The 26928-nt window shown below is 66.5% G+C and carries 29 protein-coding genes, 1 tRNA gene, 1 other RNA gene and 1 pseudogene; 12 read left to right on the forward strand and 20 right to left on the reverse strand.

The genetic code is table 11. From position 1 onward, the window contains the following. Positions 1–17 precede the first annotated feature (17 nt). Together A7Q26_RS13485 and A7Q26_RS13490 are read left to right on the forward strand one after the other, a co-directional pair. On the forward strand, positions 18–632 hold the full coding sequence (locus tag A7Q26_RS13485; protein ID WP_066860380.1) for a superoxide dismutase: 615 nt from the start codon (positions 18–20) through the stop codon (positions 630–632). Positions 633–758: 126 nt separating this feature from the next. Beyond that, positions 759–1196, forward strand: a complete 438-nt coding sequence (locus A7Q26_RS13490; RefSeq protein ID WP_232313794.1) for a hemerythrin domain-containing protein — start codon at positions 759–761, stop codon at positions 1194–1196. Between the two features lie 6 nt (positions 1197–1202). Here A7Q26_RS13490 and A7Q26_RS13495 read toward each other — a convergent pair whose 3' ends face one another. The 13 genes from A7Q26_RS13495 to mscL all read right to left on the reverse strand — a co-directional run bounded on the left by A7Q26_RS13495 (position 1203) and on the right by mscL (position 11542). Beyond that, entirely contained in the window at positions 1203–2735 is a 1533-nt protein-coding gene (locus tag A7Q26_RS13495; RefSeq protein ID WP_066860382.1) for a methyl-accepting chemotaxis protein, read from the reverse strand. Beyond that, positions 2732–3046 (reverse strand): hypothetical protein, encoded by a 315-nt coding sequence (locus A7Q26_RS13500; protein ID WP_066860385.1) that lies wholly within the window; start codon positions 3044–3046, stop codon positions 2732–2734. The genes A7Q26_RS13495 and A7Q26_RS13500 overlap by 4 nt, the downstream gene beginning before the upstream one ends. Before the next feature lie 35 nt (positions 3047–3081). Then, positions 3082–3450: a hypothetical protein gene (locus A7Q26_RS13505; protein WP_066860388.1), complete on the reverse strand. Its 369-nt coding sequence runs from the start codon at positions 3448–3450 to the stop codon at positions 3082–3084. After that, positions 3389–3937 carry a J domain-containing protein gene (locus A7Q26_RS13510; protein ID WP_066860391.1) on the reverse strand — a complete coding sequence of 183 codons (549 nt, stop codon included), beginning with the start codon at positions 3935–3937 and terminating at the stop codon, positions 3389–3391. Before A7Q26_RS13510 ends, A7Q26_RS13505 begins: the two co-directional genes overlap by 62 nt. Positions 3938–4001: 64 nt before the next feature. Then, positions 4002–4390: RNase P RNA component class A (gene rnpB / locus A7Q26_RS13515), an RNA gene on the reverse strand. A 42-nt stretch (positions 4391–4432) separates the two neighbouring features. Further along, on the reverse strand, positions 4433–5131 hold the full coding sequence (locus tag A7Q26_RS13520) for an N-acetylmuramoyl-L-alanine amidase (protein ID WP_066860393.1): 699 nt from the start codon (positions 5129–5131) through the stop codon (positions 4433–4435). Between the two features lie 129 nt (positions 5132–5260). Then, positions 5261–6145 carry a CheR family methyltransferase gene (locus tag A7Q26_RS13525; RefSeq protein ID WP_066860396.1) on the reverse strand — a complete coding sequence of 295 codons (885 nt, stop codon included), beginning with the start codon at positions 6143–6145 and terminating at the stop codon, positions 5261–5263. After that, a complete protein-coding gene (locus A7Q26_RS13530; protein ID WP_066860399.1) occupies positions 6145–7227 on the reverse strand; it encodes a chemotaxis protein CheB in 1083 nt (360 codons plus the stop codon). The genes A7Q26_RS13525 and A7Q26_RS13530 overlap by 1 nt, the downstream gene beginning before the upstream one ends. 69 nt (positions 7228–7296) lie before the next feature. Further along, positions 7297–7662 carry a response regulator gene (locus tag A7Q26_RS13535; protein ID WP_066860402.1) on the reverse strand — a complete coding sequence of 122 codons (366 nt, stop codon included), beginning with the start codon at positions 7660–7662 and terminating at the stop codon, positions 7297–7299. Between the two features lie 80 nt (positions 7663–7742). Continuing rightward, the gene (locus A7Q26_RS13540) at positions 7743–8180 is read right to left on the reverse strand and encodes a chemotaxis protein CheW (RefSeq protein WP_066860405.1); all 438 of its coding nucleotides are present in this window, start codon (positions 8178–8180) and stop codon (positions 7743–7745) included. Between the two features lie 4 nt (positions 8181–8184). Then, on the reverse strand, positions 8185–10551 hold the full coding sequence (locus A7Q26_RS13545) for a chemotaxis protein CheA (RefSeq protein WP_066860408.1): 2367 nt from the start codon (positions 10549–10551) through the stop codon (positions 8185–8187). A gap of 141 nt (positions 10552–10692) precedes the next feature. Next, on the reverse strand, positions 10693–10962 hold the full coding sequence (locus tag A7Q26_RS13550) for a hypothetical protein (protein WP_066860412.1): 270 nt from the start codon (positions 10960–10962) through the stop codon (positions 10693–10695). Positions 10963–11107: 145 nt separating this feature from the next. Further along, a complete protein-coding gene (gene mscL, locus A7Q26_RS13555) occupies positions 11108–11542 on the reverse strand; it encodes a large conductance mechanosensitive channel protein MscL (protein WP_066860414.1) in 435 nt (144 codons plus the stop codon). Between the two features lie 202 nt (positions 11543–11744). On the opposite strand from mscL, the gene A7Q26_RS13560 reads away from it, so the two are divergent. Genes A7Q26_RS13560 through A7Q26_RS13575 form a run of 4 tightly spaced genes read left to right on the forward strand, consistent with a single transcriptional unit; the run spans position 11745 to position 14368 of the window. Next, positions 11745–12347: a LemA family protein gene (locus A7Q26_RS13560; protein WP_066860417.1), complete on the forward strand. Its 603-nt coding sequence runs from the start codon at positions 11745–11747 to the stop codon at positions 12345–12347. 4 nt (positions 12348–12351) lie between these two features. Then, positions 12352–13152: a TPM domain-containing protein gene (locus A7Q26_RS13565; RefSeq protein WP_066860420.1), complete on the forward strand. Its 801-nt coding sequence runs from the start codon at positions 12352–12354 to the stop codon at positions 13150–13152. Next, positions 13152–13829, forward strand: a complete 678-nt coding sequence (locus tag A7Q26_RS13570; RefSeq protein WP_066860422.1) for a TPM domain-containing protein — start codon at positions 13152–13154, stop codon at positions 13827–13829. Before A7Q26_RS13565 ends, A7Q26_RS13570 begins: the two co-directional genes overlap by 1 nt. Beyond that, positions 13826–14368, forward strand: a complete 543-nt coding sequence (locus A7Q26_RS13575; protein WP_066860424.1) for an NUDIX hydrolase — start codon at positions 13826–13828, stop codon at positions 14366–14368. Before A7Q26_RS13570 ends, A7Q26_RS13575 begins: the two co-directional genes overlap by 4 nt. A gap of 34 nt (positions 14369–14402) precedes the next feature. On the opposite strand, the gene A7Q26_RS13580 is transcribed toward A7Q26_RS13575, so the two are convergent. After that, positions 14403–14858, reverse strand: coding sequence for a DUF6456 domain-containing protein (locus A7Q26_RS13580; RefSeq protein WP_066860595.1), 456 nt, complete (start codon positions 14856–14858; stop codon positions 14403–14405). A gap of 95 nt (positions 14859–14953) precedes the next feature. Here A7Q26_RS13580 and A7Q26_RS13585 point away from each other — a divergent pair, with 95 nt between their 5' ends. After that, positions 14954–15517: a helix-turn-helix domain-containing protein gene (locus tag A7Q26_RS13585; RefSeq protein WP_066860426.1), complete on the forward strand. Its 564-nt coding sequence runs from the start codon at positions 14954–14956 to the stop codon at positions 15515–15517. A gap of 129 nt (positions 15518–15646) precedes the next feature. Further along, entirely contained in the window at positions 15647–16819 is a 1173-nt protein-coding gene (locus A7Q26_RS13590; protein WP_066860428.1) for a glycosyltransferase, read from the forward strand. Here A7Q26_RS13590 and A7Q26_RS13595 read toward each other — a convergent pair. Continuing rightward, positions 16795–18435 (reverse strand): molybdopterin oxidoreductase family protein, encoded by a 1641-nt coding sequence (locus A7Q26_RS13595; protein ID WP_066860431.1) that lies wholly within the window; start codon positions 18433–18435, stop codon positions 16795–16797. The two genes, A7Q26_RS13590 and A7Q26_RS13595, sit on opposite strands and share 25 nt — an antisense overlap. Positions 18436–18544: 109 nt before the next feature. Here A7Q26_RS13595 and modA point away from each other — a divergent pair, with 109 nt between their 5' ends. Further along, positions 18545–19315 carry a molybdate ABC transporter substrate-binding protein gene (gene modA, locus A7Q26_RS13600; RefSeq protein WP_066860433.1) on the forward strand — a complete coding sequence of 257 codons (771 nt, stop codon included), beginning with the start codon at positions 18545–18547 and terminating at the stop codon, positions 19313–19315. Positions 19316–19318: 3 nt separating this feature from the next. On the opposite strand, the gene A7Q26_RS13605 is transcribed toward modA, so the two are convergent. Next, a complete protein-coding gene (locus A7Q26_RS13605) occupies positions 19319–20065 on the reverse strand; it encodes an HAD-IIB family hydrolase (protein ID WP_066860436.1) in 747 nt (248 codons plus the stop codon). A gap of 211 nt (positions 20066–20276) precedes the next feature. Here A7Q26_RS13605 and modB point away from each other — a divergent pair, with 211 nt between their 5' ends. From modB to A7Q26_RS13620, 3 genes are all read left to right on the forward strand, one after another. Further along, complete coding sequence (gene modB, locus A7Q26_RS13610) at positions 20277–20981, forward strand: molybdate ABC transporter permease subunit (protein WP_066860439.1); 705 nt, start codon at positions 20277–20279, stop codon at positions 20979–20981. A 34-nt stretch (positions 20982–21015) separates the two neighbouring features. Continuing rightward, a complete protein-coding gene (locus A7Q26_RS13615; protein ID WP_066860598.1) occupies positions 21016–21633 on the forward strand; it encodes an ATP-binding cassette domain-containing protein in 618 nt (205 codons plus the stop codon). 319 nt (positions 21634–21952) lie between these two features. Then, a tRNA-Gln gene (locus tag A7Q26_RS13620) sits at positions 21953–22026 on the forward strand. An 82-nt stretch (positions 22027–22108) separates the two neighbouring features. On the opposite strand, the gene A7Q26_RS13625 is transcribed toward A7Q26_RS13620, so the two are convergent. From A7Q26_RS13625 to A7Q26_RS13640, 4 genes and pseudogenes are all read right to left on the reverse strand, one after another. Next, positions 22109–23392, reverse strand: coding sequence for a capsule biosynthesis protein (locus tag A7Q26_RS13625; RefSeq protein WP_066860442.1), 1284 nt, complete (start codon positions 23390–23392; stop codon positions 22109–22111). Continuing rightward, positions 23385–25011 (reverse strand): annotated as a pseudogene (locus tag A7Q26_RS13630) (capsular polysaccharide export protein, LipB/KpsS family). The gene A7Q26_RS13625 and the pseudogene A7Q26_RS13630 overlap by 8 nt, the downstream one beginning before the upstream one ends. A 134-nt stretch (positions 25012–25145) precedes the next feature. Next, positions 25146–26441, reverse strand: a complete 1296-nt coding sequence (locus A7Q26_RS13635) for a glycosyltransferase family 4 protein (protein WP_066860445.1) — start codon at positions 26439–26441, stop codon at positions 25146–25148. 42 nt (positions 26442–26483) lie between these two features. Then, positions 26484–26924 carry an HIT family protein gene (locus A7Q26_RS13640; protein ID WP_066860447.1) on the reverse strand — a complete coding sequence of 147 codons (441 nt, stop codon included), beginning with the start codon at positions 26922–26924 and terminating at the stop codon, positions 26484–26486. Positions 26925–26928: the final 4 nt, after the last annotated feature.

Raw genomic sequence — 26928 nt, forward strand, 5'->3', positions numbered from 1 at the left:
ACCCGAGGAGTTCCGCCATGGCCTTTGTTCTGCCCGACCTGCCCTATGCCAAGGATGCCTTTGGCGACATCCTTTCGGTCGAAACCTTCGATTTCCACCATGGCAAGCATCACAACGCCTATGTCGTGAAGGCCAATGAACTGGTCGCTGCGGACCCCGCCCTGCAGGGCAAGTCGCTAGTGGAACTGATCAAGTCGTCCAAGGGCGGCCTTTTCAATCAGGTCGGCCAGATCTGGAACCACACATTCTACTGGCAGTCGCTGTCGCCGACCAAGACCGCGCCCACCGGCGAACTGCTGGCCAAGATCGAGGAAGCCTTCGGGTCGGTCGATGCGCTGATCGAAAAGCTGAAGACCGAAGCCGTCGGCCATTTCGCCAGCGGCTGGGCCGCGCTGATCCTGAAGGACGGCAAGCTGGAAGTGACCAGCTATCATGACGCCGACACCCCCGTCGCGCATGAAGGCCATGCGCCGCTGCTGATCGTCGATGTGTGGGAACATGCCTATTATATCGACTATCGCAACCTGCGCCCCAGCTATGCCGACCGCATCCTCAAGGAAGCGATCAACTGGGATTTCGCCGCCCTGAACCTGGACGGCGAGGGCGCCAGCCGCGCCGACCAGCCCGCCTGATCGGACGGACTGTCTCCGCGCCCCGGCGTGGAGACAGTCATTCCCGCACCATTATGGTGCCGGAACAATATTTTGTTAAAGCTCCTGCGGTCATGATCGGCTCTCCGTGGCACGGGGAGCGCCCTGATGATGAATTTGCATGAGCTGCGCCGGCAGCATGAAGAAATCAGCCTGAGCGCCCGCCAGCTCGCGCAGGCCATCACCGATGACCGGCAGCCGCAGGGCGTGGCCCGGCTCCGCTGGCAACTGGCGCGGCAACTGATCGCGCATCTCGCGCTGGAAGACCGCATCCTCTATCCGGCGCTGCAACGCGCCGCCGATCCCCTCACCCGCGAACGCGCAACGCTCCTGCAAAAGGAAACCGGCGCCCTGGCCGACAGATTTTCGGTCTATATGGCGGCCTGGAGCGACGACCGGATCAGTTCCCAATGGTCCGATTTCTGCGCCGAAACCCGCCTGATCCTGACCGCCCTGAGCGACCGGATCGATCGCGAAAACCGCGCTCTCTATCCACTGGCCGAAACGGCGGCGGCCGACGCATCCCGCTTGGCCCGACGGGCTTGACCCCTGTCAGGCGGCTTCCAGCTGCCCGACGAACCGGTCGGTCGCCCGCTGCAAGGCCTGCGCGGTGCGCGACAGGCCCGACGCAGCGCTGGACACACGATCGGACAGGCTTTCGGTGCTGCGCGCCATGTCGGCCACCTGCTCCATCCGCCCCGCCATTACGATCGCGTCGCGCGCCGTATCCCGCGCCGACTGGCCGATCGCCTCGGTCGCATCGCGCTGGTCGCCGACCGCGCGCTGGATCGCGTCGGCCGCTCCGGCCAATTGTTCCACCGCCCCAGCGACATCCGCCAGCGCCTCCTGCGCAACCCCAGCTCCTTGCTGCGCCGATTGCGCCAGGGTCTGGATCTCGCCGGTCGCGCTCGCGGCCTGCCCCGCCAGTTGCTTGACCTCCTGCGCGACGACGGCAAAGCCCCGCCCCACCTCGCCCGCGCGCGCCGCCTCAATGGTGGCGTTGAGCGCCAGCAGGTTGGTGCGCGCGGCAATCTGGGTGATGGAATCGGCGAAACCAGTGATGGAGGCGGTGCGATTCTCCATGTCGCGCATCGCTTCATGCCCGGCGCTGGACACGCGCTGCGCTTCCCCACCCAGCGTCGCCTGCTGGGTCGCGGCGGTCGCAATCGCGGTGATGGATTCGGAAAGCTGGTCGATCCGTCTCGCCAGTTGCGCCGCCCGGCTCGACGATTGTTCGGCAGCCGCAACCGTCTCGTCCGTGCCGGCGCTAGCGCGGCGCGCTACATCGTTCAGCGAACGGGCCGACTCCTCCAGTTCGCCGGTGGCGGTGCTGACCGCATGGACGACGTCCGCGATCGACTGGCGGAACGCCTGCACCAGCGCCAGCGTTTCCGCGCGTCTTTCCGTGGCGATCCTCGCCCTGTCCTGTTCGCGTTCGGACCGCAACGCCGCCTCGCGCTCGCTCGCCGCCCGGCTGGCCGCCATGGCCGATTCGGCCGCGGCGCGACCGGCCTCGGCCTCCTGCGCCAGCCGCGCCGCACCACTGACATGTCCATCGAGGGCCAGCAACATCGCCCGCAGGCGCGTGGTCAGATAGCAGAGTATCGCGGCCTCAAGCAGCACCGCCAGCGCATGAATCGCGACACGCTGCACGTCGCCCCCGCCGGGGAAAACCCAGATGGGCGAGAGAAAGCTCAGCAGGAGGTGATGCAGGGCCACCAGGCCCGCCGCCAGCAGGATCGGCCGCCAGTCGTACAGCAGGGCGAGGCCGGCAAGCGCGACGAAGAAGAACATATGGCCGTCCATCTGCCAGCGGTGTCCCGCCATCAGGAACACGCCCAGCGCCGGTTGCACCGCAGCCAGCGTGCCGACCGCGAGCCGCACGTCCATGTCGCGCCGCTGGCGCAGGACCATGACGGTCGGCAGCGCATTGGCGAGCGCGGAAAAGAACAATATCGTGCCCCCCTGCGGCAGGCCCAGGGCAATCGCCATCAGCCCCAGCGCGGCGCTCCAGATCCAGCTGGCCAGCAGCAGGATTCGCAACCCCTGCAATCGCAGCCGGCCCAGACTGTCGATCGCGCTCATCCCGCGGCCGCTCCGCACCCGCCCGCGCGCGCCGACAGCGCGATCACGCCCTTGCCCAGCAGCGGCCGGGCCAGCCGGTCGCGCTGCCCATCGACCAGGAAGGAGCCGGCCCACGGCCCTGCCGCCACCAGGCGCGCGCCGTTCGCCACCGCCATGGGCACCAGTTCGGCCCGGGCTTCCCGTGTGAGCGGCACCAGCAGCATCGTGCCGCTGGCCGGCGGCGCTGCATAGAGCGCGACCAGGCCGACCAAGATCAGCCCGCACTGGGCGACCAGCGGCAATCGCGACCGGACGGAAGATAATGATTTCATTTCGACCGGTTAGGGTTGGAATGGTAAGAAATGCATTAACGATGATCGGGAAGCAGCCCCAGCGTCGCCGCCAGCTCGTCCAGGTCCGCGTCCGGCCGCACCAGCAGCCATTCCCGGCTGTCCGCGCCGTTGACGACCGTCACGGCGCCCTTTGGACAGACACCCAGGCAATTCACCTCGACGATGCCGGCCGCACTCTTGCGCCCCTTCCTGATCGACAAGTGCTGCCGCAGCGCCTTGGCCAGACGATCGTCGCCGTCCGGACCGAAGCCGCCGTCCAGCTTCTTTGAACATTTGCGGCAGACCAGCACGGTATTCCGCCAGTTGGAGCGGACATGATCCTTAATCGGTCGCGCCCTTCGGCTTCCAGCTGCGACGTTCCTCCGCGGCACGCAGCACTTCATAAGCCGCCTGGATGGCCTGGAACCGCACCGCTGCTTCGGCGTCGCCGGGCTTCACGTCGGGATGATGTTCCTTGGCGAGCCGGCGCCAGCTCTTCTTGATCGCGTCGAAACTCGCGTCATCCTCTAGGTCCAGCGCTTTCAGCGCATGGAGCTCGTCCCGCGATCGGCTGCCATCGCCAGGTCCGCCCCAGCCATGATAGGCGCTCGACTGGAACGCGCCCGCATCGCGCCGCTCCTCCTGCTCACGCCGCGCCCGCTCTTCTTGGTCCAGCCCCTGAAAATAGTCCCAGTTCCGGTTATATTCGGCGGCATGGTCGCTACAGAAATACCAGCGATCACGGCTGTTCGGGGATTTGGGCGCAGGGCATTGACCGGGCCGGTCACAGCCATAACGGTCGCACAGGCGCACCTGCTGCGCCTCGCGCGTGGCGCCATAACTGCGCCACCGGGGAAAGCCCCAGTCATTGGATCGGCTCTGTCTTGCCATTTATGCAGAGTAGGGATTTGCCAGGCCGAACGCCAGCCCGCCCCTTCCTTTTTGCGTGAACACCAGTGCCAGAGGGTCTGTAAGCCGGGTTCTGTCCACCCCGTTAAGGGGATAGGCGACCATTCCTCTAGGGAACGGATTGCTCCGTTCCTCCAGCAACCAACCCGGGCGATCTCGGCCGAAACATGCCTAGCAGCCTTTCGACTGCGCGCCGCCCCTATTCGGTCTTGCTTCCGGTGGGGTTTACCGTGCCGCCTTCCGTTGCCGGAGACGCGGTGCGCTCTTACCGCACCCTTTCAATTTCGCGGGGTCGAAACCTTCGCGACCTGCTTTCTGTTGCACTGTCCCTTGGATCGCTCCAGCCGGCCGTTAGCCGGCACCGTCATTTCGTGAAGCCCGGACTTTCCTCGCCGTGGAAGTTACCCGCCACGCCGCGGCCGCCCGACCCTCTGGCGATGCTGCCCCTAGACCGATTCTGGCGCTTAGTCACCCTGTTTAGTCGTCGCCCTGTGGCTTGGGCAGCAGCAGGGCGAGCAGGATGGCGCGACATTCGCCGTCGATCACGCCGTCGATCAGTTCCGGGCGAAACCGTCGCTGGAACGCAACGACCGCCGCGTCCGGCTCGGCTATGTCATAGCCGAACCGCTCCAGCGCGAGCATGAAGGCGCTGTCGGTCCACAGCGGGTCCATCAGATTCTTGGTCGGCCGCGGTAGCGCCAGACGCAGGCGCGCAAGTGTTCCCCAGGGGAAGAGTTCGCCTGGATCCTGCTTGCGCGCGGGGGCCACGTCGCTGTGGCCGACGATATTGCCGCGTGTAATGCGATGGCGCTGGACGATGTCGTGGATCAGCGGGATCAGCGCGCCCATCTGCGCCTCGGGGAAAGGGCGATAGCCCCATTCATGCCCCGGATTGACGATCTCTATGCCGATGCTGGCGGAATTGACGTCGTCGGTGCCGCGCCAGTGTGCACGGCCCGCGTGCCACGCCCGCTTGGCCTCGTCCACCATCCGGACGATCTGCCCTTCCTCGGTCACGACATAATGGGCCGACACCTTCGATTCGGGACTGGCCAGCCAATCGATCGCACTCGCCGCGTCGGGCATCCCCGTATAGTGCAGCACCAGCATCGAGACGGGCAATTTCCGATCGTCGAAATTGGGCGACAGCGTCTCTATCATGGGAATGTCGGTCATCGGGAAAGGCCAGTCACTTCCAGCTGTTCGATCATCGCGCCCTTCCGGCCGCCTGTTCACGCGGCAGCCTTGCAAGACCATGGCCGAGACCGCCACGGCAATCAAGCATGGTTAAGGCGGGCGACCGCCTCAGCCGACGCGGCGCACCCGGCCGATCGCATTGGCGGGCAGCGCCGCCTGCCGCGCATAGCTGCCACGGAATTCGGGATGGGCAATGAAATCATCGCCTTGGCCGATCACCGTTTCCCCGGCACCCAGCAGCAGGATCGAACGCGCATGGCTGTGCCGGGCAAGCAGGCCGAGCACGGTCTGCCGCCGCTCCGGCGTGAAGTAGAGCAGGACGTTGCGACAGAGCAGCAGGTCATATTCCCCCGAAGGCGCCGCCGCATCGAACAGATTATCTTCCCGGAAATCGATCATGCGCCGCAATTCCGGACTGGCCCGCCAATCGTCCCCATGAGGCTCGAACCATTTGATCAGGTCCCCGATCCCCAGCCCCCGCTGCACGTCCATCTGGGAAAAGATGCCCGACCGCGCCTGGTCGATCGCAGCGCTCGATATGTCCGTCGCTAATATCTCGATCCGCCAGCCGTTCCAGCGCGACCAGTCGTTGCGCAACTGGATCGCCAGCGAATAGGCCTCCTGCCCGGTCGAACAGCCCGCGCTCCAGATACGGAGCGTGCGATCCGTTCGATCGGCATGGATATGCGGCAATATCTGTCGACTGACCATGTCGAACAGCTGAAGATCGCGGAAGAAGCTGCTTTCATTGTTGAGCAGCGCGTCGATCACCGCCTTTTCGAGCGGCAGGTCGCTCTGGCGCAGCAGCCGCGCGGCGAGCGCATCGATGTCAGCCAGGCCATGGTCGCGCAGCACAGGGCGCAGCGCCGTCTCCATGCGCCAGGCCCGGCCTTCGGACAGGATCTGGCCGGTCCGCGCCTCAAGCAGGCCCGACAGAAGCCGGGCCGCGCCCTGGTTGAGGCGAGCGGTCGATCCGGAGGGCGGAAGCGTCATCAGGCGCTCACCTTTCCGCGTCGCGCCACGAACGCCATCATTGCCGCCGGCTCCAGCAGCGCGCAGGTCAGGCCCGCACCCGCTACCGAACCGGGCATACCCCATACGACGCTGCTCGCTTCGGTCTGCGCGACGATCCAGCCGCCCGCAGCCACGATGTCCCGCGCACCCATGGTACCGTCACGCCCCATCCCGGTCAGCACGATCCCCGCCGCTCCGGCGCCATAGACTTCCGCCATGCTGGTGAACATCGGGTCGACTCCCGGCAGGTTGCCCGCCGCCGTCCGTTCGGGGTTGAGATGGATCGCAACCCGCCCATGCAGCCCCTTGCGCAGTTGAAGATTGGCGTCACCTGGTGCGACATAAACCGTGTCAGCGGCCAGCGGATCACCGGTTTCCGCAACCTTCACCCGCAGGCTCGTCATCCGCGCCAGTTGCTGCGCGAAATAGATGGTGAAGCTCAGCGGCAAATGCTGGGTCAGCAGGATCGGCACGCCAAGCGGCGCGACCAGCCCGTGGAACAGTTGCCCCAGTGCGTGAATCCCCCCCGTCGAAGCGCCGATCCCCAGGCAGCCGAGCGGCTGAACCGCCGGCTCCGCGACAGGTTGCCCCGCAGGACGCGACCCGACCGGGCTGTCCGATCGACCGTCGAACAACCGGTTCAGCCGCTCGATCAGCGCCTGGGGGAACTGCTCGCCAAAGCTGCCGCTGCCCGGCTTCGACACGATGTCGCTTGCGCCCAATGCGAGCGCCTCGACAGCGGCCGCGCTGCCCTCCTCGCACTTGCCCGACAGGATCGCGACCTTGATGCCCGCGTCCGCGCGCAGGATCGCCGGCAGCGCCGCAAGGCCGCTCTGCCCCGGCAATTCGATGTCGAGCAACACCAGGTCGACCGCATTGTCCGCCAGATAGTCGAGCGCATGTTCGGCGCTGTTGGTCTTGTGAACCACAGCATAGCGCGGGTCGGCGTTCAGGATGCGTTCGATGACGGTACGCACGACGACCGAATCGTCGACAACCAGCGTGCGAAACGGCTTCCGCTCACTGCTGTGACTGGTCATGATCGGCACGATGGCGGTCATCACGGCGCTTTCTGCACGAAATATGGAAGGAAAGACGGCACTCCTCGGGTCGGGACGCGGCTGTTGCCGTTAGATGACCCCCACGATCGCCAGCTTGCTTTCCAGCGTTTCGCGGTCGAACGGCTTCATCACATATTCGTCCGCCCCGGCCTCGACCGCCGCCTTGATGTGGCTGATGCCATTTTCCGTCGTGCAGAAGATGATCTTGGGTCGCGCCTGCATCCGTGCGCTCGACAGCGCCTGGAGGAATTCCATGCCGCTCATCACGGGCATGTTCCAGTCGAGCAGGACGACATCGGGCGGGGACGCTTCGCACTGGGTCAGCGCGTCCTGCCCGTCCACGGCCTCGCTAACCGTCAGGTCGAGCGATTCGAGAATATGGCGCGCTACCTTGCGGATAACCTTCGAATCGTCGACGACCAGGCAATTCTTCATGAAACGTCCCTTTGGATTATTCGCCCCGTGCGACGAGAGTTAACCGGCAAAACCAAGTATTTGGTAAACGTCTGGAGAATTCATGCAGCCTGCGCTGCCGTTCCGCCCTCGATAAATCCGGCGAGCGACACGAGCAGCCAGGGATGCCCGTCATGCTCGACGATCGCGCGCGCATAGGGCGCCCAGGCGGCGTCCAGTTGCCCCCGCATCGGCACCTCGCCTTCCGGCACATGACAAATGTCGATCACGCTATCGACCATCAGGCCGTAGCTATGGCCGCTGATGTCGGCGATGACGGCCAGGCCGCGCCGCTCCGCCGGCGTTGCCCGGCCATGCACGATCGCGGCGACATCGATGATCGTGAGGACCCGGCTGCGCAGCGCGGAAAGCCCGGCGACATGCGCGCCCATGCCCGGAACGGGCGATATGTCGGCCAGCTTGACGACGGCCTCGACCTCCTCGGTCTCGACCGCCACGCGGGTGCCCGCCAGCATGGCGAAAAGATAGAGTCTGTCCATGGCCTCACCCCTGTCCGCTGGCGATCGCCGCCATCAGCGCATCCTGATCGTAACGATAGATGCTGCCGTCCTGCGGACCGGCCGCGCGCGGCGACGTGCGCAACTGGACGACTCGGCATCCCATGATTTCCGCCGCCTGCACCGCATCGGAACCGCTGCACAGCACCACGTCGCGCGGATCGACAGCCGCGTCGGCCGGCAGGCCCAGCATCACGTCATGCCCCGCCTGACGCAGCAGCGGCGCCAGTATCTCGCGCGTCCAGCCATCGTCGCTGTCGGCCAGCAGGCAGCGCCCGCGCGGCCGCTCGTCCAGCGTCTCTTCGGGCAGCGCGGCGAACAGGGCGAAGGGGTTGAGCACTTCCAGATGCTCGCCATCGATCACCGATATGCCGCTCAGCAGTCCGTGCATCGCTACCATGTCGGGCACCAGCGGCATGTCGACGATATCCAGCACCGCCGCCACCGGATAGCAGGCCTCCCGCTGGTCGCCCCGCAGGCGCAAGGCCGAAACCTTGTCCCGGTCGAACCGGTCATGGCCATTGGCTACCGGCATCAGGCGCCCGTCGAGCCGCACGAAGGCGCGACCGCCGGATCGTCCGAACAGGCGCGCATCGATATCCTCGACGCGTTCGATCAGCGACAATTTGAGCAGACGTCGCTCGCCGGTCAGTTCCTCGAAGCGCAACGCCGCGACCATTTCGACCCCGGCCTTGGCATCGTCCTGCTCTTCCTGCCATTGCGCCGCCCGATCGTCGATGATGTTGGGCAGGCGCGCCGCATTCGCCAGGCCCGCCGCATCCAGCAGCAGCATCGGCTTGCCATTGTCGGGCAGGGTCATGCCGGCATAGACGCCGGTCGCCATGACCAGCGGCGAGGCGGGACGGATCACCAGTTCCTCATGATTGTCGACAGCCGCCACGCCCATGGCGAAGGGGACGCCAGTGGCGGATCGCACGACCATGATCGCGCGCGGCCCCGCCTGCGCCAGCTTCTCCATGCCCAGCACGTCCTCCAGCGCGATCATCGAATGGCGAACGCCGCGAATGGTGGCGATCTGCGCGCCGGCCACCTCGCTGATCTGGAGCATGTCGTTGTTGTCGTGCAGGATTTCCACGACCGCCGAGCGCGGTATGGCGAAATGCTGACCGCCCGCGCGAATGATGAGGCCGGGAATGATGGTCAGGGTCAGCGGCACGCGCAGCGTGATGCACAGCCCCTGGCCCGGCTGATTGTCGAGTGCGATGACGCCGCCGATCCGCTCCACATTGGCGCGCACCACGTCCATGCCCACGCCCCGGCCGGAAATGGCGGTTACCTGCCGGGCGGTGGACAGCCCCGGCTGGAAGATCAGCTCCAGCCGATCCTGCTCGCTCATCCGCGCCGCCGCTTCGGGCGTCAGCCGCCCGGCAGCGATCGCCTTTTCGACGAGACGCGCCGTGTCGATTCCCGCACCGTCGTCGGCAATCGCGATGACGATCTGGTTGCCCGACTGCCGGGCCTCGACCCGCAGCTTGCCGACCTCCGGCTTGCCCCTGGCGCGGCGCTTGTCCGGCGTCTCGATGCCATGGTCGATGCTGTTGCGCACGATATGGGTGAGCGGGTCGACGACCATCTCCACCATCTCGCGGTCCATTTCCACATCGCCGCCTTCCAGCGTCAGGTCGATGCGCTTGCCCAGTTCGCGACCCAGATCGCGCACCATGCGCGGGATCGCGGCGAACAGCCGGTCGACGCGCTGCATCCGGGTCTTGGAAATCACGTCGCGCATGTCCGCGACGCAGGCCGACAGCCGTTCGAATACCGTATCGAGTTCGGGGTCTGCGGACCGCTCGCGCAGCTTGCGCGACAACTCGTTGCGCGCCAGGACCATGTCCGAAACGCCGTTCATGAGCTGGTCGATCAGGCTCAGCGGCAGGCGGATGGTCCGTGGCCCCGCCTGCCGTGCGGCGACCTGCGCCACGGCGGCTTCGGCGACCGGCGCGGCGGACGGCACGGACCTCTCGACCGGCGCACTCAGCGCCGCGATCAGATAATCGTCATTCTCGTTGGGCAGCGCGGCGCCCATGGCGACCGCTTCCGCCAATTCGCCGATCCGGTCCATCAGGCCCAGGACCGCGCTCACCGTCGCGGCGTCCGCCTGCCGGTTGCCGGCGCGAATCTCCGACAGCACATCCTCGGCCGCATGGCTCAACCGCTCGAAACGGGGCAGGTTGAGGAAGCCGCAACTGCCCTTCACGGTGTGGAAGAAGCGGAAAATGGCATCCAGCCGGTCGCGATCCGACGGATCGGCCTCCCACGCAATCACCTCCCCGGCGAGCGCCTCCAGTGTCTCCTGGGTTTCGGATATGAATTCCTGAAGTAGTTCGTCCATTGCCTCTTGGCCCCACGGAAGCGCGCAGCCGCACCATGGCGGGGCGTGGTTAAAGGGTCGTTAAAGGCGCGACGACATGCAAAAGGGGCGCCGCGATCCCATCGCGACGCCCCTTGCAGGTCAGACGAACCAGTGGTTCGCTTATTCCTTGTTCTCGACGGCTTCCTCTGCCTTCTCGCCCGCCTCGCGGGTGGCGTCGGCCTTGTTCTCCAGCGCATCGGCCGCGTTCTCGGCCGCATTTTCCGCGCTGCCGGTCAGATTGTCGGCCATCGCTTCCATGTTGTCGGCCTGGTTGTCGAGTGCGTCCGCCTGGTTTTCGTAAGCATTCTCGACCTTGTTTTCCTGGGCGGAATCGCACGCGGCGAGCGCCACAAGGCTGGCAAGGCCAAGGACTTTGACGAAGGTTTTCACGGCGTTTTCTCCTGTTGCGCCCCCTGGGGCTGACGTCATTCGGCATAGGGTCCGATTGGCGCAACGCCATGCCGAACCCTGACGCCGATCAACTGGCCGCGCCGGGGATGGTTCCCGTCGCAGGCTCGTTTCGTCGCATAAACGATTATTTTCTGAGCGAATCGCGGATTTCCCGCAGCAGCATTATGTCTTCCGGCGTCGGCGCGGGGGTAGCTTCCGGTTCGGGCTTGGCGGTCAGCTTGTTCACCGCCTTGACCAGCAGGAAGATGATGAAGGCCAGGATCAGGAAATTGACCAGCACCGTCAGGAACTCGCCCCAACCGAACATGGCGACCCCGGCCGCCTTCAGGTCGGCATAGCTTTCGGGATTGCCCTTGAAGCCAGCGGGCAGGTCGCCGAGGCGGATGAAATAGCCGGAAAAGTCGGCCCCGCCGAAGACATAGCCAACCACCGGCATGATCAGGTCGTCGGTCAGCGACTTGGTGATCGTGGCGAAGGCGCCGCCGATGATCACGCCCACGGCCAGGTCCATCACGTTGCCGCGGTTGATGAACGTCTTGAATTCCGAAATCAGCCCCATGTGCAATCCCCTTGTGCCAGGGCGTTTCCGAGGCACGGGGAAATATCCGCCGGCTCGGAAAACGCCTCAAATCAAATGACTGAAGCCTCCGGACCGATACCATCGGAACGGATGATCCCGCTATGATATAATCAGGATGGCCCGTTGCGCCACGCGCGGCAACGTCCTATTTCCCCAAGCGAAACAAAGCCGAGGATGTTCCATGACGCTCCTGCGCCGCTTCTCCACTTTCCTGCTGCCGATCTTCGGCGCCCTCGCCCTGTCGGCCTGCGGCATCAACAGCGTGCCGACCGCCGAAGAGGAAGCCAAGGCCAAATGGGCCGATGTCCAGGCCCAATATCAGCGCCGCGCCAACCTGACCGGCAATCTCGTCGCCACGGTCAAGGCGGCGGGCAAGCAGGAACAGGCGACCCTGACCGCCGTCACCGAAGCCCGCGCCAGGGCGACCTCGATCCAAGTCAATGCCGAGGATCTGTCCGATCCCGCCAAGGTCGCGCAGTTCCAGGCCGCCCAGGCGCAACTCAGTCAGGGACTGGGTCGTCTGCTGGCATCGGTCGAGGCCTATCCCGACCTCAAGACCAACGAGAATTTCCTGCAACTCCAGTCGCAGTTGGAAGGCACGGAAAACCGCATCGCCGTCGCGATCCGCGACTATAATGCGGCAGTGCAGGCCTATAATACCCGCATCCGCACCTTCCCCGACGCGATCGGCGCCAAGCTGATCCATGGCGCCAAGCCCATGACTCCGTTCCAGGCGACCACGCCCGGCGCGGAAGAAGCGCCGAAGGTCGACTTCGGCAACTGATCCGATGCTTCGCCGCCTGCTCCTGATCCTCACGTTGCTGGCGCTCGCGCCGGCGGCGTGGGCGCAGAGCTTCCCCAAATTCGACGACAAGGGCGTTGTCGATGCGGCGAACCTGCTCGACCCGGCGCAGGAACAAGCGCTCAGCGCCAAGCTGATCGCAGAAAAGAAGGCGAGCGGCCGGGCGCTGGTGGTGGCGACCATCCCCGACCTCCAGGGCTATGATATTGCCGATTATGGCTATCGCCTTGGCCGGGCCTGGGCGATCGGCGACAAGGAAAATCAGGGCGCGTTGCTGATCGTCGCGCCTGCCGAGCGCAAGGTGCGGATCGAGGTTGGCTACGGCCTCGAAGGCATCCTGACCGACGCCCTCTCCTCCAGCATCGTCCGCAACGCCATCACCCCGCGCTTCAAGGCGGGCGACATGGCAGGCGGCATCAACGCCGGCGTGGACGAGATCACGACATTGCTCGCCCTGCCGCCCGACCAAGCCCGACAGCGCGCGGCGCAGGCTGAAGAACAGGCGCGGAGCGGGAATGGCGACGGCGCCATCCTCGGCTTCTGGATCATCCTGTTCATCGTCTTCTTCATCGCCCTGCCGCTCCTGTCGCGGGTGCGCGGCGGCAAGCGCTATCGGGGCAGCGGCGGCGCGCCGATCATCATCTGGGGGCCGGGTACCGGTGGTTCCGGCTGGGGATCTGGCGGTGGCGGCGGCTGGGGCGGATCGAGCTGGGGCGGCGGTGATAGCGGCGGTGGCTTTTCGGGCGGCGGCAGCTTCGGCGGCGGCGGGGCATCGGGGGATTGGTGATGCAGCTTCATCTGACGCAGGCCGACCATCATCTGGTGTCCGCCGCCGTGGCGGAGGCCGAAGAACAGACCTCTGGCGAGATCGTCACCATCGTCGCGCGACGGTCCGACAGCTATCATGATGTCGGCCTCAGCTGGGCGGCGGCGGCGGTGTTCATCGCCCTGGCGCTGATGGCCGCCTATCCGGCGCATCTGCGCGCCTTCCTCTCGACCTTGCTGCTCGACTGGGAGCATGAGCTGGCCGACTGGAAGCTGCTGACCGGCCTGCTCGGCCTGCTCATCCTCAAATTCCTGGTCGTGCGCTATCTGCTGGCGATCATGCCGCTGCGGATGCTGATGACCCCGCGCGCGACCAAGGCGCGCCGGGTGCGACGCCGCGCTATCCTCCTCTTCCGTACCGCGGCCGAAGCGCGCACCCATGGACGCACCGGAGTCCTCATCTATCTCTCGCTCGACGAACATCGCGCCGAGATCGTGGCCGACCGGGCGATCAACGAAAAGGTCGCACCGGAAGCCTGGGGCGAGGCGATGGCCGCACTGATCGACGCGATCCGCGCTGGCCGCGCCGGCGAAGGCTTGGCCGGGGCCGTGCGCCAAGTGGGCGCCGTCCTCGCCACCCACTTCCCGCGCGCGCATGACGACATCAATGAACTACCCGACAGGCTGATCGAATTATGACCGACCCCGACCGGACCGTGCCGGAAGAAGTGATGTGGGCCGGCCGCTTCATCACCGCCAAGAAACGCGGAAAATGGGAATATGTCGGCCGCGCGCGCGGCATCCACGCGGCCGTCATCCTGGCCATCGACGAAGCGGCCGACGGCCGGCACGTCCTGCTCGTCGATCAATATCGCGTCCCGCTTGGCCGCCGCTGCATCGAACTGCCCGCCGGGCTCGTCGGCGATCATGACGCGGGCGAGGACGCCAGCCTGGCCGCCGCGCGCGAACTGGAGGAAGAAACCGGCTACCGCCCCGCCCGGCTCGAATCGCTCGGCCAATTCTACAGCTCCCCCGGCATGGTGTCGGAAAGCTTTACCCTGTTCCGCGCCCATGGGCTGGAAAGGACGGGCGAAGGCGGCGGCGTCGATGGCGAGGACATCCATGTCCACCGCGTCCCGCTCGCCAGCCTGCCCGATCAGGTCAACGCCTGGCGGCAGGAAGGCTATGCGATTGACGTGAAGCTGCTGCTCCTGCTGGGCGCGGGGATGCTCGGCTGACCTCCGTTGGCGCCGGGTTTGTCGAAGCCCGTCTTTACGGCACCCGATACCAGGATGCGACCCGGTCCAGCGCCAGGGTCAGCACCAGCTTGCCCGCCCGGCTCGGCCAGCCCAGCGCCTTTTCCGCCGTAACCAGCCCTTCGCCGGCACAGGCGACCCGCCACAATATGTCCGCCAGCCCCGGCCCGGCGGCCCCGATCGCCCCGTCGAACCGCTCGCGGGCGGACAGTTGCGCCAAGGTCGGATCACTCCGGCGGCCCGGTCCGCGCCGTCCGCCCTCGCGCGGGGCCGCATCCCAGCGCATCGTCACGCGCGCGCCCAGCCCGGCCCTTTCCCAGTCGGCACGCAGCATGTCGCCCGCGACAAAATGGCGCTCGCTCAGATGGCCGCGCGCGTGCAGCCAGGACAGAGGCGACTCGCCAAGATGGACCATTACCGTCCGCCGTTGGCCGTCCGGCCCTTCGACCTGCTGCTCGACATGGTTCGTCATCCGCGCCTCCATCCTAAGAATCATGAGGATAAGGCTTGCCATATCGGATAATCTGTAGGAAACGGAAAACCAAATAGGTTATCGTGAGGTCCGCAATGATTACCCGCATCCGCGAGGTCCGCAAGGCGAAGGGACTGACCCTGGAACAGGTCGGCGCCCTGTGCGATCCGCCTACCACTGCACAGACGATCGGGCGACTGGAAACCGGAACCCGCACCGTGTCTGTCAAATGGCTGAACCGCATCGCGCAGGCGCTTGGCGTGACCAGCGCCGAACTGGTGGCGCTGCCGGGACAGAGCGAAGTGGCGGTCGCCGCCCTGCTCGGCCCCGACGGCGCACGCGCGCCGACCCGTCCACTGTCCTTCCCGCCCCCGATCGGGTCGGACGGCATGGTGGGCGTGCATGTGGGCGCCAGCATCGGCGACTATCGCGCGGGAGACGCCATCTGGTGCCGCCGCATCGCGCCAGACGATTATGCCAGCGCGCTCAATCGCGACATATTGCTGCCCCGGCCCGCCGGACGCTTCCTGTTCGGGCGGCTGATCGGGCGGGAAGGCGACCGCCTGCAACTTCTGCCGCTCGGTTCGGGCACCAGGCAGCTGGTGTTGACCGACCCGCCCTGGGCCGCCGTCGCCGAACAGCTGGTGCGACGCCTGTAGCGGGGCGGTTGCACCCTGTGATGCCACTCCGCCACCCAAAGGGGATGCACATGCCACATTCGCTCCCCTAGCCAATTTGTCGCTCTGCGCTTAACCATAAGTCAAAGCTGTGCATCCAAAAGAGGGACCATGACACTCAACGTCCTCATGCTGTCGACCCTCTTTCCCGACATCAGCCGGCCCAATTTCGGCGTGTTCGTGGAAAGACAGGCGCGCGAACTGGCCAGCCGCCCGGAAGCCGACGTGACCGTGGTCGCGCCGGTCGGACTGCCGCCCTGGCCGCTGTCGCTCGCCAGCCGCTACGCCGCGCTCCGCGCCCTGCCGCGCAAGGAGCGATGGCGCGAGTTGACCGTTTATCGCCCGACTTTTTCCATCATCCCCAAATTCGGCGGGCGCGCCAATGTCGGCGCCATGACCCGTGCGATCCTGCCGCTGGTGAGGCGGCTGCACGCCGAAAAGTCCTTCGACGTGATCGACGCCAGCTTCTTCTTCCCCGATGGCCCGGTGGCGCAAAGATTGTCGAAGGCGCTGGGCGTCCCCTATTCGGTGAAGGCCCGCGGCGCCGACATCCACTATTGGGGGACGCAGGGCGGCACGCGCCACATGGTGCGCAAGGCAGCCGACGGCGCCGCCGGACTCCTCGCCGTGTCCGACGCGATGCGGCGATCGATGATGCGGATGGGAATCGACGGAGACAAGATCCGCGTCCACTATACTGGCGTTGATCTCGACACATTCGAAATCACCGACCGCGCCGCGGCCAAGGCGGCGCTCGACTTCAACGGCCCCGTAGTGCTCAGCGTCGGCGCGCTCATTCCACGCAAGGGCCAGGATCTGCTGGTGCGCGCGCTGCCGCATCTGCCCGACGTCACGCTGCTGCTGGCGGGTCAGGGGCAATACCGGCGCACGCTGGAAAATCTCGCACAGGAACTAGGCGTGGAACGGCGGATCGGCTTTCTCGGCTCGGTCCCGCATCACAAGCTGCCCCGCATCTTCGCCGCCGCCGATGTCATGGCGCTGCCGTCCGAATCGGAAGGTCTCGCCAATGCCTGGGTCGAATCGCTGGCGTGCGGCACCCCCATCGTCATCAGCGACGTGGGGGGCGCGCGCGAACTGCTCGACCGGCCGGAGGCGGGGCAGATCGTGGCGCGCGATCCCGAAGCCATCGCCGCCGCCATCCGCGCGATCCTGGATGATCCGCCCGCGCAGGCAGCGGTGCGCGAAACCGCGCTGCGCTTCACCTGGCAGGCCAATGGCGACGCGTTGCTCGCGCATCTTCAGGGGATAGCGGCGTCCGTCTGATCGCCCGGCCCCAGCAATCGCGGCCGCCCGTCCGGCGTCGCGAACCGCCCCTCGTCGAACGGCACCTCCCCCCAGCGCCATGGCGTCAGTTCGGCGTAGGCCGGGTTGGAGATCGGCGCATGGCGCTTAAGGTTGAGCAGCCGCGCGCCGTCATTGCGATAGGCGGTCAGCCGCACATGCTCGCGATAGATATCGGCCGCCCATTCATAATGGAAAGCGTCGCCCCATCCCATCGCCTGGGCCACCTTGGTCAGCATCCACCAGTCCGGCCGAGCCTCTCCTGGCAGATCGAGCAGGCGACGCTGGCGGCTGATCAGCCGGTCCATGCCGGTCAGCGTCCCGTCCTTCTCGATCCAGGCCGCCGAGGGCAGTTGGAAAGTCCAGCCGCCCGCATCCGGCTCGCCCCGGTCCGTCGCGCGGATCGACAGCGGCACCAGCGCGCGGGCTTCCCTCAGCCAGTCTGAAGCCGCCTCATCCGGCCCGATGCTCCACAGCGCTTTCACCTCCCCGTCGCGCATGGCGCGCAGCAGCGCCTCGCCCTCCAACCCCGCCCCGCGCACCAGGTCGCGCGCGCCCCAGAAGCGGGCGGTCCGGTCCAGTGCCCCGGCATCGAAACCCATATGCGCGGCAAGGCCATCGGCCATGCACCCCACCTCGCGCGCGCCCATGCCGTTGGCCCCGCCGCCGATCAGGAAGGGCGCGGTGCCCGGACGGCCGATGCGCGCCGTGGCGAGATGCAGGTTCAGGATCGCCGCCGCCGTCGCCCGGTCCGCCCCGGCCGCCAGCGTCACCGCACGACCCTCCGCGACCCACGTCTCATAAAAGCCGCGGATCGTCGCCGGCGGTACGGCGCAGGCACGGGCAACCGACCAGATGTCATGACCTCGGCGCAGATCATCCCAATAGCCGTCCGGCACGACAAGGCCAGCAGCTTTGGCTACCCCGGCATCGCGGCAATGGAGCAGCAAGCCGCCGATCAGCCGCGCCATGCTCCCCGCAGCGATAGAGAGATGGAGGTCCGCCTCCGGCCCAAGTTGCTCGCCTGCCGTCGCCACATGGATCAGCCGCGCGCCATCCGCCCGCGCAGCCTGCACCCGGTCGATCAGCACCGGATGGTCGCGGCTGATCTGCCCACCCAGCAGCAGGATGGTGCCCGCCCGGCCGACATCCTCCAATGTACCCGGCATGACATCCTCGCCATAGGCGGCGCGCTGCAACCGCCCGACATCGCCCAGCCAGGGCGCATGGATATGGGCCGACCCGAAAAAGCCCTTCATCAGCTTGTTGGCGACATAATAATCCTCGGTCAGCAGGCCGCCGCCCACATGGAGCGCGATGCTGCCGGGGCCATGGCGCGCCCGGATGGCGGACAACCGCCGCGCAAGCTGCGCGATCACGCGCTCCCATCCTTGCCGTCGCCCCTGCACCAGAGGATGAAGCAACCGGCCGTCAAGCCCTTCGCCTAGCTCGAGCGCACGCCCCCGCGCGCAAAGCAGCCCGCCATTCGCAGGGTGGGTGGGGTCGCCCTCGATCCGCAGATCGCGGTCCTCACCGGTCAGCACGCGGATGCCGCACCCTAAGGCGCACTGGCCGCACTGGCTTCTCACGATCGCCATCTCAGTGCGATGTCCCGATACGATCGCTCATGTTCCGCCCCTAGCGCATTGAAGCGGAGGACAAAAGCGGCACTTGCCTCGGCATCCTCCCCGGCGCACACAGGCGGGCATGATGACGCTCCTGTTCCGCGCCCTCGCGCTGATCGCTCTGGTCGGCGCCTCCCTGGCCCCTGCCGCACCCGGCGATCGCGGCCCGCTGCTGCTGGCCGCCGCCAGTATGCAGGAAGCCATGAACGCTGCGGCGGACGCATGGGCGGCGCGCGGCCATCCACGCCCGGTCCTGTCCTTTGCCGGTTCCTCCGCCCTCGCGCGACAGATCAGGGCCGGCGCCCCCGCCGATCTGTTCCTGTCCGCCGACGAGGAATGGATGGACGATGTGGAAGGCGCGGGACTGGTGGTACGCGGCACGCGGGCCAATATGGCGGGCAATCGGCTCGTGCTGGTGCGGCCTGCGGCAAAGCCGGTCCATTTGCGCATCGCGCGCGGAATGCCGATCGCGCGTGCGCTGGGCGACGGACGCCTCGCCATGGCCGATCCCGATAGCGTGCCGGCCGGGAAATATGGAAAGGCGGCGCTCACCGCGCTGGGCGTGTGGGCATCTGTCGAACACAAGGTCGCGCGCGCCGACAATGTCCGCGCCGCGCTCGCCCTGGTCGAACGCGGTGCCACCCCGCTCGGCATCGTCTATGCAACCGATGCGCGCGCCAGCAGGAACGTCGCCCTGGTCGGCACCTTCCCCCCCGGCAGCCACGCGCCGATCCGCTATCCTGTCGCCCGGCTGGCCTCCAGCCGGCACAAGGACGCCGAAGCCTTCCGTCGCTTCCTGCTGTCCTCGATCGGCCGGTCGATCCTGGCGCGCTACGGCTTCAGCGCGCCCTGATCCTCATTTCTGGCAGGCGACGATCGCGGCGATGACCGCCAGCGTTTCCTCCGGATCGCGCACCCGCACCGTATCCAGCCCCAGTTCCTTGGCCGGATAGTCGTTGCCGCCGGGGAAGATGGCGTCGCCGATGAACATCATCGCGTCGAGCGCGATCCCGCTCGCGTCGCGCAGCTTCTTGAGACCATAGGCCTTGTCAACGCCCTCGCGCGTGATGTCGATCGAGGTCGCGCCTCCCATGTTGATCGACAGGCCCGGCAAACGCTGGCGCAGATCCGCCTGGATCACCTTGCGCTTGGCGAAATCGGGGTCCCACCCTTCCTTGGCATGGATCGGCGCCTGCTGGCCGAGCGCGGAGAAGGTGATCTGGCTGCCACGATCCTCGATCCGCTCGCCCCAGGTCTGTTCGGGCACGAAGCCGGTCGCCTCCAGCGACGCGTCGAACGCCTCCAGGATCGCGCCCTTCTGCCCAGCATCGAACAATTCGGCATAGACCGGATGCCAGCCGCCATCACGCCAGGTGAACAGCTTGGTGCCGGTCGTCGGCATCAGCCACAGCCGCGTCACGTCCGCCCGCGCTGGCAGCCGGCTCGCCACCTGCTTGTCGAACTGCGGCCAGTCGCCGCCGGAAATCACCGCGACATGCGCGACCTCCAGCAGGTCGGCCATCGCTTCCCCCATCGCTTCGCCCAAAGGCTGCTTGCTTTCGGCCAGCGTTCCGTCGAGATCGAAGGCGATCAATTCTTTCATGCACCTGTCCTGTCGGATGAAGTGAAAAATAGAGCGGTTGCGACCCTCGGATGACCGGGCGCTACGCCAACGTGACGCCCTTTTCCAGCCAAAGCCAATCGCGTCGCAATAGGAAAAATGCGACAAATTAAAAACATGGTGGGCAAGACATTCATATTCGGCACAGCCTGGCTTTCTTGACGGAACGGCGCATATCCCCCACGCAGCGGGCATGGATTTTTCCCTGACGCCCGACGATTGGACCGTCATCAGCCTGTCGCTGAAGGTCAGCCTGGTCGCGGTGACGGCCATGCTGCCGGTCGCCTTCGGCCTGGCGTGGATACTGGCGCGCCGGCGCTTCCCCGGCAAGCTGCTGCTTGACGCGCTGGTCCACCTGCCCCTCGTCGTGCCGCCGGTCGTGACCGGATGGCTGCTGCTGATTCTCTTCGGCATCAACGGCCCCATCGGCCGCTGGCTCGACCAGTGGTTCGGCGTCACCCTGCTGTTCCGCTGGACCGGCGCGGCGCTCGCCGCCGCGATCATGGCCATGCCGCTGATGGTGCGGGCGATGCGCCTTTCGATCGAAGCCGTCGATCGGCGGCTGGAACAGGCGGCGCAGACGCTGGGCGCATCCCGCATTCGCACCTTCCTGTCTATTTCGCTGCCGCTGTCCCTGCCCGGCGTGCTGGCGGGCGCGATGCTGGGGTTCGCCCGCTCGATCGGGGAATTCGGCGCGACCATCACCTTCGTCTCCGACATTCCCGGCGAAACCCGCACATTGCCGATCGCCATCTATGCCGCGCTCCAGATGCCAGGCGCCGAAGCGACGGTCAGCCGCTTCGCCATCATTTCGGTGTTGCTGTCACTCGGCGCGCTGCTCCTGTCCGAACTGCTCGCGCGCCGCATGACCCATGGACGTGCGCCCCATGTCCTTTGACGCTATGCCCTTTGACGCCATGCCCTTCGACCCCATGCGCTTCGACATCGGCGTCCGCCGCCGCCTGGGTGATCGCACCATCGCCTTCACCTGCCGCTCGGACGCCCGGCTGATCGCTCTCACTGGCCCCTCGGGCGTCGGCAAGACCAGCGTCCTCAACATGATCGCCGGCCTGCTGCCGCCCGATGAAGGCCATATCGCCATCGGCGGCGAGCGCCTGTTCGACCGCGCAGCCGGCATAGACCTGCCGGTCGCGCAGCGTCATGCCGGCTATCTGTTCCAGGATCTGCGCCTTTTCCCCCATATGCGGGTGGAGGCCAATCTGCGCTACGGCCGACGCCCCGGCGGCGCGCTGTCGCAGGCGGAAATCCTCGCCTTCCTCGGCATCGGCCATCTGCTTCACCGTATGCCCGCCAGCCTCTCGGGCGGCGAAGCACAGAGGGTCGCGATCGGCCGCGCCCTGCTCTCAGCCCCGCGCTTCCTGCTCATGGACGAACCGCTCACCGGCCTGGACCAGGCGCGACGGGCGGAAATCGTGCCGCTGATCGAGCGGCTGCGCGACGAGATCGGCCTGCCTATCCTCTATGTCACCCACGAACTGCGCGAAGCCGAAAGACTGGCGGACATCATCGTCGAGATGCCCGGCGACTGAGCCGCCACGCCAGGCGAAGGTTCGCAGCGCGCTACATCATGTTGTTTCGCGCTATTTCAAGCGGGGCATTCCGACACACAGGCCTCGTTCCGCTACTATTAGGTGCGGCAACGTTCGCTCGTCGGCCCGGCGGCGCTGGTCGCCCTGCCCGCTTCGATGCCGTGCCGGCCGCGGGCCGCCGCATGTGGAAGGCCGAACGCTTTTCTTCCCATGACCTCCGGCTTGCGAAAGTCGATAGAAGAGGTGCACAAAAAGGCTTGACCGACTTTCAAACCCCACCTATCTGCGGCTTCCCAAGCGGGGCTGGCCCCGCCGACGATGCCCGATCGTCTAAAGGTAAGACTACGGACTCTGACTCCGTCAATCGAGGTTCGAATCCTCGTCGGGCATCCAATACTCGCCTTCTGCGAGCAACTCCCAGCTAAATCGCGAACAGATTGACGTCGTCGTCTTCTACCGGGCCTGACGTCGCTGGTCAGGCCGCATCACCACGCACCATACCCATCGGCGGCCGCCTGCTTGCGGCCTGCCGCGGCAGAGGCAACACTTCGGAAGGCTCTTTTTCCAGCCGCTCGACCGCATTGGCGACAAGCATCTGCAACCCTTCCGCGCTCAGCAATCCGCCCCGAATCAGGCAACGATCCACCAACACGCGCCGGAAGGCGGAATAGAGCGCCATGTCGGGCGGGGATGGCGTAGCCCAGAAATCGTCCAACCCGGTGCGATGGACGACGCCCGGTACTTTATAGACGGCGTGGCCCAACACGACGACCGGTTTGCCGCTGTTGAGCGCCAGCGTACCGACGGTACTGTTGACGGTCACCACGCCAAGCGACTTGCGCACGACTTCAGCGACGTCCCAGTCGGACAGATAAAAAACGCGATCGGCGACGCCATAATGCGCGGCCAGCTTGCGAGTCAGCCGACTCCACGCAACCAGCCCCGGATCGAGCGGATGGCGCTTGACCAGCAGTGACACATCCTCGGGCGCGTGGCGGGCGAAGCTCTTGATGACGAAGCGCAGCGCGGCGCGCATGTTGCCGAAGGGGGAATGGACCCGGATCTGGTAATCGGAATTGAGTTGCAGCGGCAATGTGAAATAGGGCCGATCCTTGACCGCTTCCCACATTTTCAACGATTGTCGCGTCTCGCTCTTGCGCACGAGCAACTTGCCGCACCAGGCGATCGATTCCAGCAGGAAACTGTGCGGCCGATGCGTGCGGTAGAAGGGAAAGAGCGGCCGCATCAGCGCCGCGGCCAACCCGTTGCGCATGGTGTTGCGCGCCCGCGCCCGGAAGGTCGAGGGGACGGGCGGCAACACGCCCTCATATTCGGGCAGCCCCTTCGCCTGGTCGAGATACCATTGCGGATCGAGCGGCAGGGTCGAATTGCCGTTCACGCCGTCATCCTGCAACGTCAGGAAATCGGGACGGATATAGCCTTCCTCCATGCAATGGACCCGCAGCCCCCGCAGCCGTGCCATCGCATGTGCCGACGTGTGATAGGGGCGGCAGTCGCCATAGAGAATCAGGTCGGTAACGCCATGATTGACGATAAAATCGTCGAAGAAAAGCGGCCAGTTCCGGAAGGTGCCGCGATAGTCGGTCGCCTCGCCCGGCCAGTCGACCTTGTCGCCGCCATTGATGTTGATTCGCAGGGCGCGATGCCCTCGCGCCTTGAGCGCGTCGGCCAGCATCGCGAAATAGGGTCCGTGCGGCCCCTGAAGAAACAGGAAAGTCTTCACCGGCACGTCAGCCATGAAGATACTCCGCGGACAATGTCATAAATCTTCTTATCTTTCCCTGTAATGCCCGCAATCTCATCAATGACGTTGCCGTTGGTTTCGACCCGTCCGTCATACGCTCCACCATCACTTCGGGTCCACATGGCAATCGCGTCTGCAAATCCAGATAGCGAGGATAGAGAATGAGGGCAGCAGCGACAAGCTGATCCAGGGTCAGCCGCCGCCCCCGCCGGGCGCTTGGCTGGGCCAGGTCGCGGGTCAATCCCCAGCCGGCATAGAAGGGCATACCATGCACCGTCACGGGACGGCCGCGCATCAGCGCCTCGAACCCGGTCAGCGACGACAGGACATGCACTTCGTTCACCGCCTGCACCAGTTCCATCAGCGGCGCGCCGCTGTCGATCGCATCGGCATGGGCCAGCACCGCGGCTTCGGACAGGTGCCCCTTGCGATGCCCCGCCTGCACGTCGGGATGAGGACGGTAGACGATCCAGGCGTCCGGCTCGGCGCGTCGGACCCGTGCGAGAAAATCCAGATTCCCGTCGACGCCAGCCCCGCCCAGCCGAACCGACAGGTCGTCATCGACCTGTCCGATCGCCAGCACGGTGCGCCGCCCCGCCGGCAATGCCAGCATCCGTCCTGCCTCCGGCCCATATTTGGTCACGCCCGCCAGGCAGATGCGCGCGCGCAGCCTCGCCGCGCGCTCGATCAGCGGCGCCGGGAACGCATGGGTTGCGAGCAGGGTCTCCAGATCGTTCGCCGCGCGCGCGTTATAATAAATGCCGGTGCGGTCGACGACCACCGAACCGGGTGGATGGAGCGCCGCGCCCAGGCCGCGGGACCGGATGAAACCATCCTCCACCCGCGCCAGCGGCACCTGCTGCGCCGCAGCCTCCTGGACCGTGTCCGGCGGCACGCGCGACGTGCCAGATCGCCAGCGCGCCCCGCGCAAGCCGCGCGCGACGCAACCCGCGCGATACCGACTGGAAGGGCGGCGAATGCGCCCCGTCCCACAGAAATTCCCGGATCGCCTCCCGCTTCCAGAAGGCCATGCCGCTCGCCGCGACGATGCCACGATTGCCGTCCAGATGACGGCGCCAGTCGGCCAGAAGCCTGATCGCCGTCGCCGCGTCCGTCTGCCGGCCGGTGAAGGGGTCGCGATAGCGCGCGCCCGCGATCCGCCGCCCCGTTTCCGCGCGCAACCGCGCCGGATCGATCCGTCGTCCCTCCGGGCCGATCACCGGCACATCGAGCAGCCCGGCCACCAGCGCCCATTCATCCTGCTCGCTCGCATGGAGCGTCTGCGCGCCCGCGATCATCCACCAGGGGTCGCAGTCCGCCGGCAGCATCCGGCCCGGCACGGGCGCCTGGCCCTTCCCCGGCAGCAAGCCGATCTGGTCCTCCATCAGCCCGGCCAGCGCACCGGGGTCGATCGGCGTTCCGATCCGCACCAGCACCCGTGCCGGGGCCGGTTGCCGTCCCCAGAAACTGCCGCCCACGCGCGCCGCGACCAAGGCGTCGAGCACATCGTCCCAGATGCCATGTCCGTCCTCGACGCCATCAAGGGGCGCGCTGATCGCCGCCGCGGACGGCGCGACATGCGGGAAGGGCGGGGATCGGAGAAAAGGAGCCATCAGCGTCAATCGGCGGGTGCCGCCGCCGCACGCGCCCGAACCACCGCGACCCCGCGCCATCTATTCCGTGAGCGCACCGCGCACCGCATCTTCAAGCCCCTTTTGCCCATCCTTGGGCAGCAAGGTGGCGAAGGTCAAGAAACAGAAGCCGTTACTTCTTCGATCAGGTCGATGATGATGTCAAAATAGTCACGCCAGGTGGGCGCCCGCCAGTCGACGATGCGCGCCAGTTGCGCCGCGCGTTCCGGGGAATCCGCCCGCGCATAGGCGCAGACGGCGCGCATCCATCCCAGCCCGTCCAGCGGATCGAGATAGTCGGGCGCGGCCCCGCCCACCTCGCGATGGGCGACGATGTCGCTGCAGATCACCGGCACGCCCGCCGCCAGCGCCTCGACCACCGGCATCCCGAATCCTTCGGCGAAGGAGGGCATCAGCATCGCCCGCGCATGGGCGACCAGCGCCTGCATCCGGCTGTCCGACACTTCCCCCGCCTCGATCACATGGCCGCGCAGCGCCTCGGCCCGTTCGAGAATATCGATGACATTCTCATTCTCCCAGCCGCGCCGGCCGATCAGCACCAGCATCGGCGCCCTGTCGCCCTGCTCCTCCACCAGCCGCCGCCAGATGTTGAGCAGCAGCAGATGGTTTTTCCGCGGCTCAATGGTCGAGATATAGACGAAATAGGGACGCGTCGGCAGGTCCGTGTCCAGCGTGCCGAAAATGTCGGGCGGGTCCGCGCCGAAATGAGCGACGCGCACCACGCGCCCCTCCAGCCCCCGCTGCATGTGCGGCGCGAGCGCGTCGATCGTCGCCTGGCTGTTGCCGATGATGCCGGTGGCATGGCTGTCGATCGTGCGCACCCGCCGGCGATGTTCGTCGGCGCCCTGCGGCCGGGCATATTCGGGATGGCTGAGCGGGATGACGTCATGCACCAGCGTCACCAGTTTCGCGCCCTCAGCGCGCAGGATCGCACCAACCTGGTCATGATTGTCCAGATGATGGGGCGACACCTGGAGGTAGAGGCGCGGACCGCTGGCGCGCGGGACGGGCCGGGGCCGGGTGGCGAACATGTGGCGAATGACGGCCGCCTTGCCCTCCCCGGCGTCGGCCGAACCGTCGTTGCGCCATTTCGCCGCCGTGAAGGCCAGGAACTGCCGGACGGCCGCGCTGCTCAACCGGCCATAATAGCCGCCCGCCGGATGGACCGCGGCAAAGGCCAGCCGGTTCGGAATCCGCTCCAGCAATTCGCGCGCATAGACATATTCGACCCGGTCGATCCCGGTGGGCGAAGGATGGAAGGCGCGCGAGAGCAGCCGCGACAGGTCCAGAACGACCTCGCTCTCGCCGCGCCGCCCCTGGAAGCGCTCGCTGGCCCGCTTCGTCCGCAGGGCCAGCCGCGCGCCGGGCGCATTAAAGGGACGCAAAGCCATGTCAGCGCCTGTTCCACAGGCCGGCATTAAAGAAAAGAGGCATCAGAACTGCGCGCGAATCTCGTCGGCCAGCGCCTGCAACGCCGTCATATCGGCCTGCTTGCCATGGCCATGGGCGGCAAAGCCCCTGGGGTCGCCCTCCCAGCGCGGCAGGATATGGACATGCAGGTGAAAGATGGTCTGCCCCGCCGGCGCGCCGTTGAACTGGGCAATCTGGATGCCGTCGGGATTCAGCGCCCGGCGGATGGCGGTGGCGACCTTCTTGGTGGTCGCCATCACCTGCGCCAGCGCCTCCTCCTCGATCTCCAGCAGGTTGCGCGCCTTCGACCATTTGGAAATGACCAGCGCATGGCCTCGGGTCTGCGGCATGATGTCGAGAAAGGCGAAGGTCGTCTCGTCCTCGTAAAGCGCCGTCGCCGGGATCTTGCCCGCCAGGATCAACGCAAAGACATTGCTCTCGTCATAGGTGCCGTCGAGGCTCATGAAA

The organism is Sphingobium sp. TCM1 (genome assembly GCF_001650725.1).
Taxonomy (GTDB): Bacteria; Pseudomonadota; Alphaproteobacteria; order Sphingomonadales; family Sphingomonadaceae; genus Sphingobium.

Excerpts from the sequence above, each read along its gene's own strand:
- A7Q26_RS13485 (WP_066860380.1), top strand. The coding sequence starts at position 18 with ATGGCCTTTGTTCTGCCCGACCTGCCCTATGCCAAGGATGCCTTTGGC.
- A7Q26_RS13490 (WP_232313794.1), top strand. The coding sequence starts at position 759 with ATGATGAATTTGCATGAGCTGCGCCGGCAGCATGAAGAAATCAGCCTG.
- A7Q26_RS13495 (WP_066860382.1), bottom strand. The coding sequence starts at position 2,735 with ATGAGCGCGATCGACAGTCTGGGCCGGCTGCGATTGCAGGGGTTGCGA.
- A7Q26_RS13500 (WP_066860385.1), bottom strand. The coding sequence starts at position 3,046 with ATGAAATCATTATCTTCCGTCCGGTCGCGATTGCCGCTGGTCGCCCAG.
- A7Q26_RS13505 (WP_066860388.1), bottom strand. The coding sequence starts at position 3,450 with ATGAAGTGCTGCGTGCCGCGGAGGAACGTCGCAGCTGGAAGCCGAAGG.
- A7Q26_RS13510 (WP_066860391.1), bottom strand. The coding sequence starts at position 3,937 with ATGGCAAGACAGAGCCGATCCAATGACTGGGGCTTTCCCCGGTGGCGC.
- A7Q26_RS13520 (WP_066860393.1), bottom strand. The coding sequence starts at position 5,131 with ATGACCGACATTCCCATGATAGAGACGCTGTCGCCCAATTTCGACGAT.
- A7Q26_RS13525 (WP_066860396.1), bottom strand. The coding sequence starts at position 6,145 with ATGACGCTTCCGCCCTCCGGATCGACCGCTCGCCTCAACCAGGGCGCG.
- A7Q26_RS13530 (WP_066860399.1), bottom strand. The coding sequence starts at position 7,227 with ATGACCGCCATCGTGCCGATCATGACCAGTCACAGCAGTGAGCGGAAG.
- A7Q26_RS13535 (WP_066860402.1), bottom strand. The coding sequence starts at position 7,662 with ATGAAGAATTGCCTGGTCGTCGACGATTCGAAGGTTATCCGCAAGGTA.
- A7Q26_RS13540 (WP_066860405.1), bottom strand. The coding sequence starts at position 8,180 with ATGGACAGACTCTATCTTTTCGCCATGCTGGCGGGCACCCGCGTGGCG.
- A7Q26_RS13545 (WP_066860408.1), bottom strand. The coding sequence starts at position 10,551 with ATGGACGAACTACTTCAGGAATTCATATCCGAAACCCAGGAGACACTG.
- mscL (WP_066860414.1), bottom strand. The coding sequence starts at position 11,542 with ATGGGGCTGATTTCGGAATTCAAGACGTTCATCAACCGCGGCAACGTG.
- A7Q26_RS13560 (WP_066860417.1), top strand. The coding sequence starts at position 11,745 with ATGACGCTCCTGCGCCGCTTCTCCACTTTCCTGCTGCCGATCTTCGGC.
- A7Q26_RS13565 (WP_066860420.1), top strand. The coding sequence starts at position 12,352 with ATGCTTCGCCGCCTGCTCCTGATCCTCACGTTGCTGGCGCTCGCGCCG.
- A7Q26_RS13570 (WP_066860422.1), top strand. The coding sequence starts at position 13,152 with ATGCAGCTTCATCTGACGCAGGCCGACCATCATCTGGTGTCCGCCGCC.
- A7Q26_RS13575 (WP_066860424.1), top strand. The coding sequence starts at position 13,826 with ATGACCGACCCCGACCGGACCGTGCCGGAAGAAGTGATGTGGGCCGGC.
- A7Q26_RS13580 (WP_066860595.1), bottom strand. The coding sequence starts at position 14,858 with ATGACGAACCATGTCGAGCAGCAGGTCGAAGGGCCGGACGGCCAACGG.
- A7Q26_RS13585 (WP_066860426.1), top strand. The coding sequence starts at position 14,954 with ATGATTACCCGCATCCGCGAGGTCCGCAAGGCGAAGGGACTGACCCTG.
- A7Q26_RS13590 (WP_066860428.1), top strand. The coding sequence starts at position 15,647 with ATGACACTCAACGTCCTCATGCTGTCGACCCTCTTTCCCGACATCAGC.
- A7Q26_RS13595 (WP_066860431.1), bottom strand. The coding sequence starts at position 18,435 with ATGGCGATCGTGAGAAGCCAGTGCGGCCAGTGCGCCTTAGGGTGCGGC.
- modA (WP_066860433.1), top strand. The coding sequence starts at position 18,545 with ATGATGACGCTCCTGTTCCGCGCCCTCGCGCTGATCGCTCTGGTCGGC.
- A7Q26_RS13605 (WP_066860436.1), bottom strand. The coding sequence starts at position 20,065 with ATGAAAGAATTGATCGCCTTCGATCTCGACGGAACGCTGGCCGAAAGC.
- modB (WP_066860439.1), top strand. The coding sequence starts at position 20,277 with ATGGATTTTTCCCTGACGCCCGACGATTGGACCGTCATCAGCCTGTCG.
- A7Q26_RS13615 (WP_066860598.1), top strand. The coding sequence starts at position 21,016 with ATGCGCTTCGACATCGGCGTCCGCCGCCGCCTGGGTGATCGCACCATC.
- A7Q26_RS13625 (WP_066860442.1), bottom strand. The coding sequence starts at position 23,392 with ATGGCTGACGTGCCGGTGAAGACTTTCCTGTTTCTTCAGGGGCCGCAC.
- A7Q26_RS13635 (WP_066860445.1), bottom strand. The coding sequence starts at position 26,441 with ATGGCTTTGCGTCCCTTTAATGCGCCCGGCGCGCGGCTGGCCCTGCGG.
- A7Q26_RS13640 (WP_066860447.1), bottom strand. The coding sequence starts at position 26,924 with ATGAGCCTCGACGGCACCTATGACGAGAGCAATGTCTTTGCGTTGATC.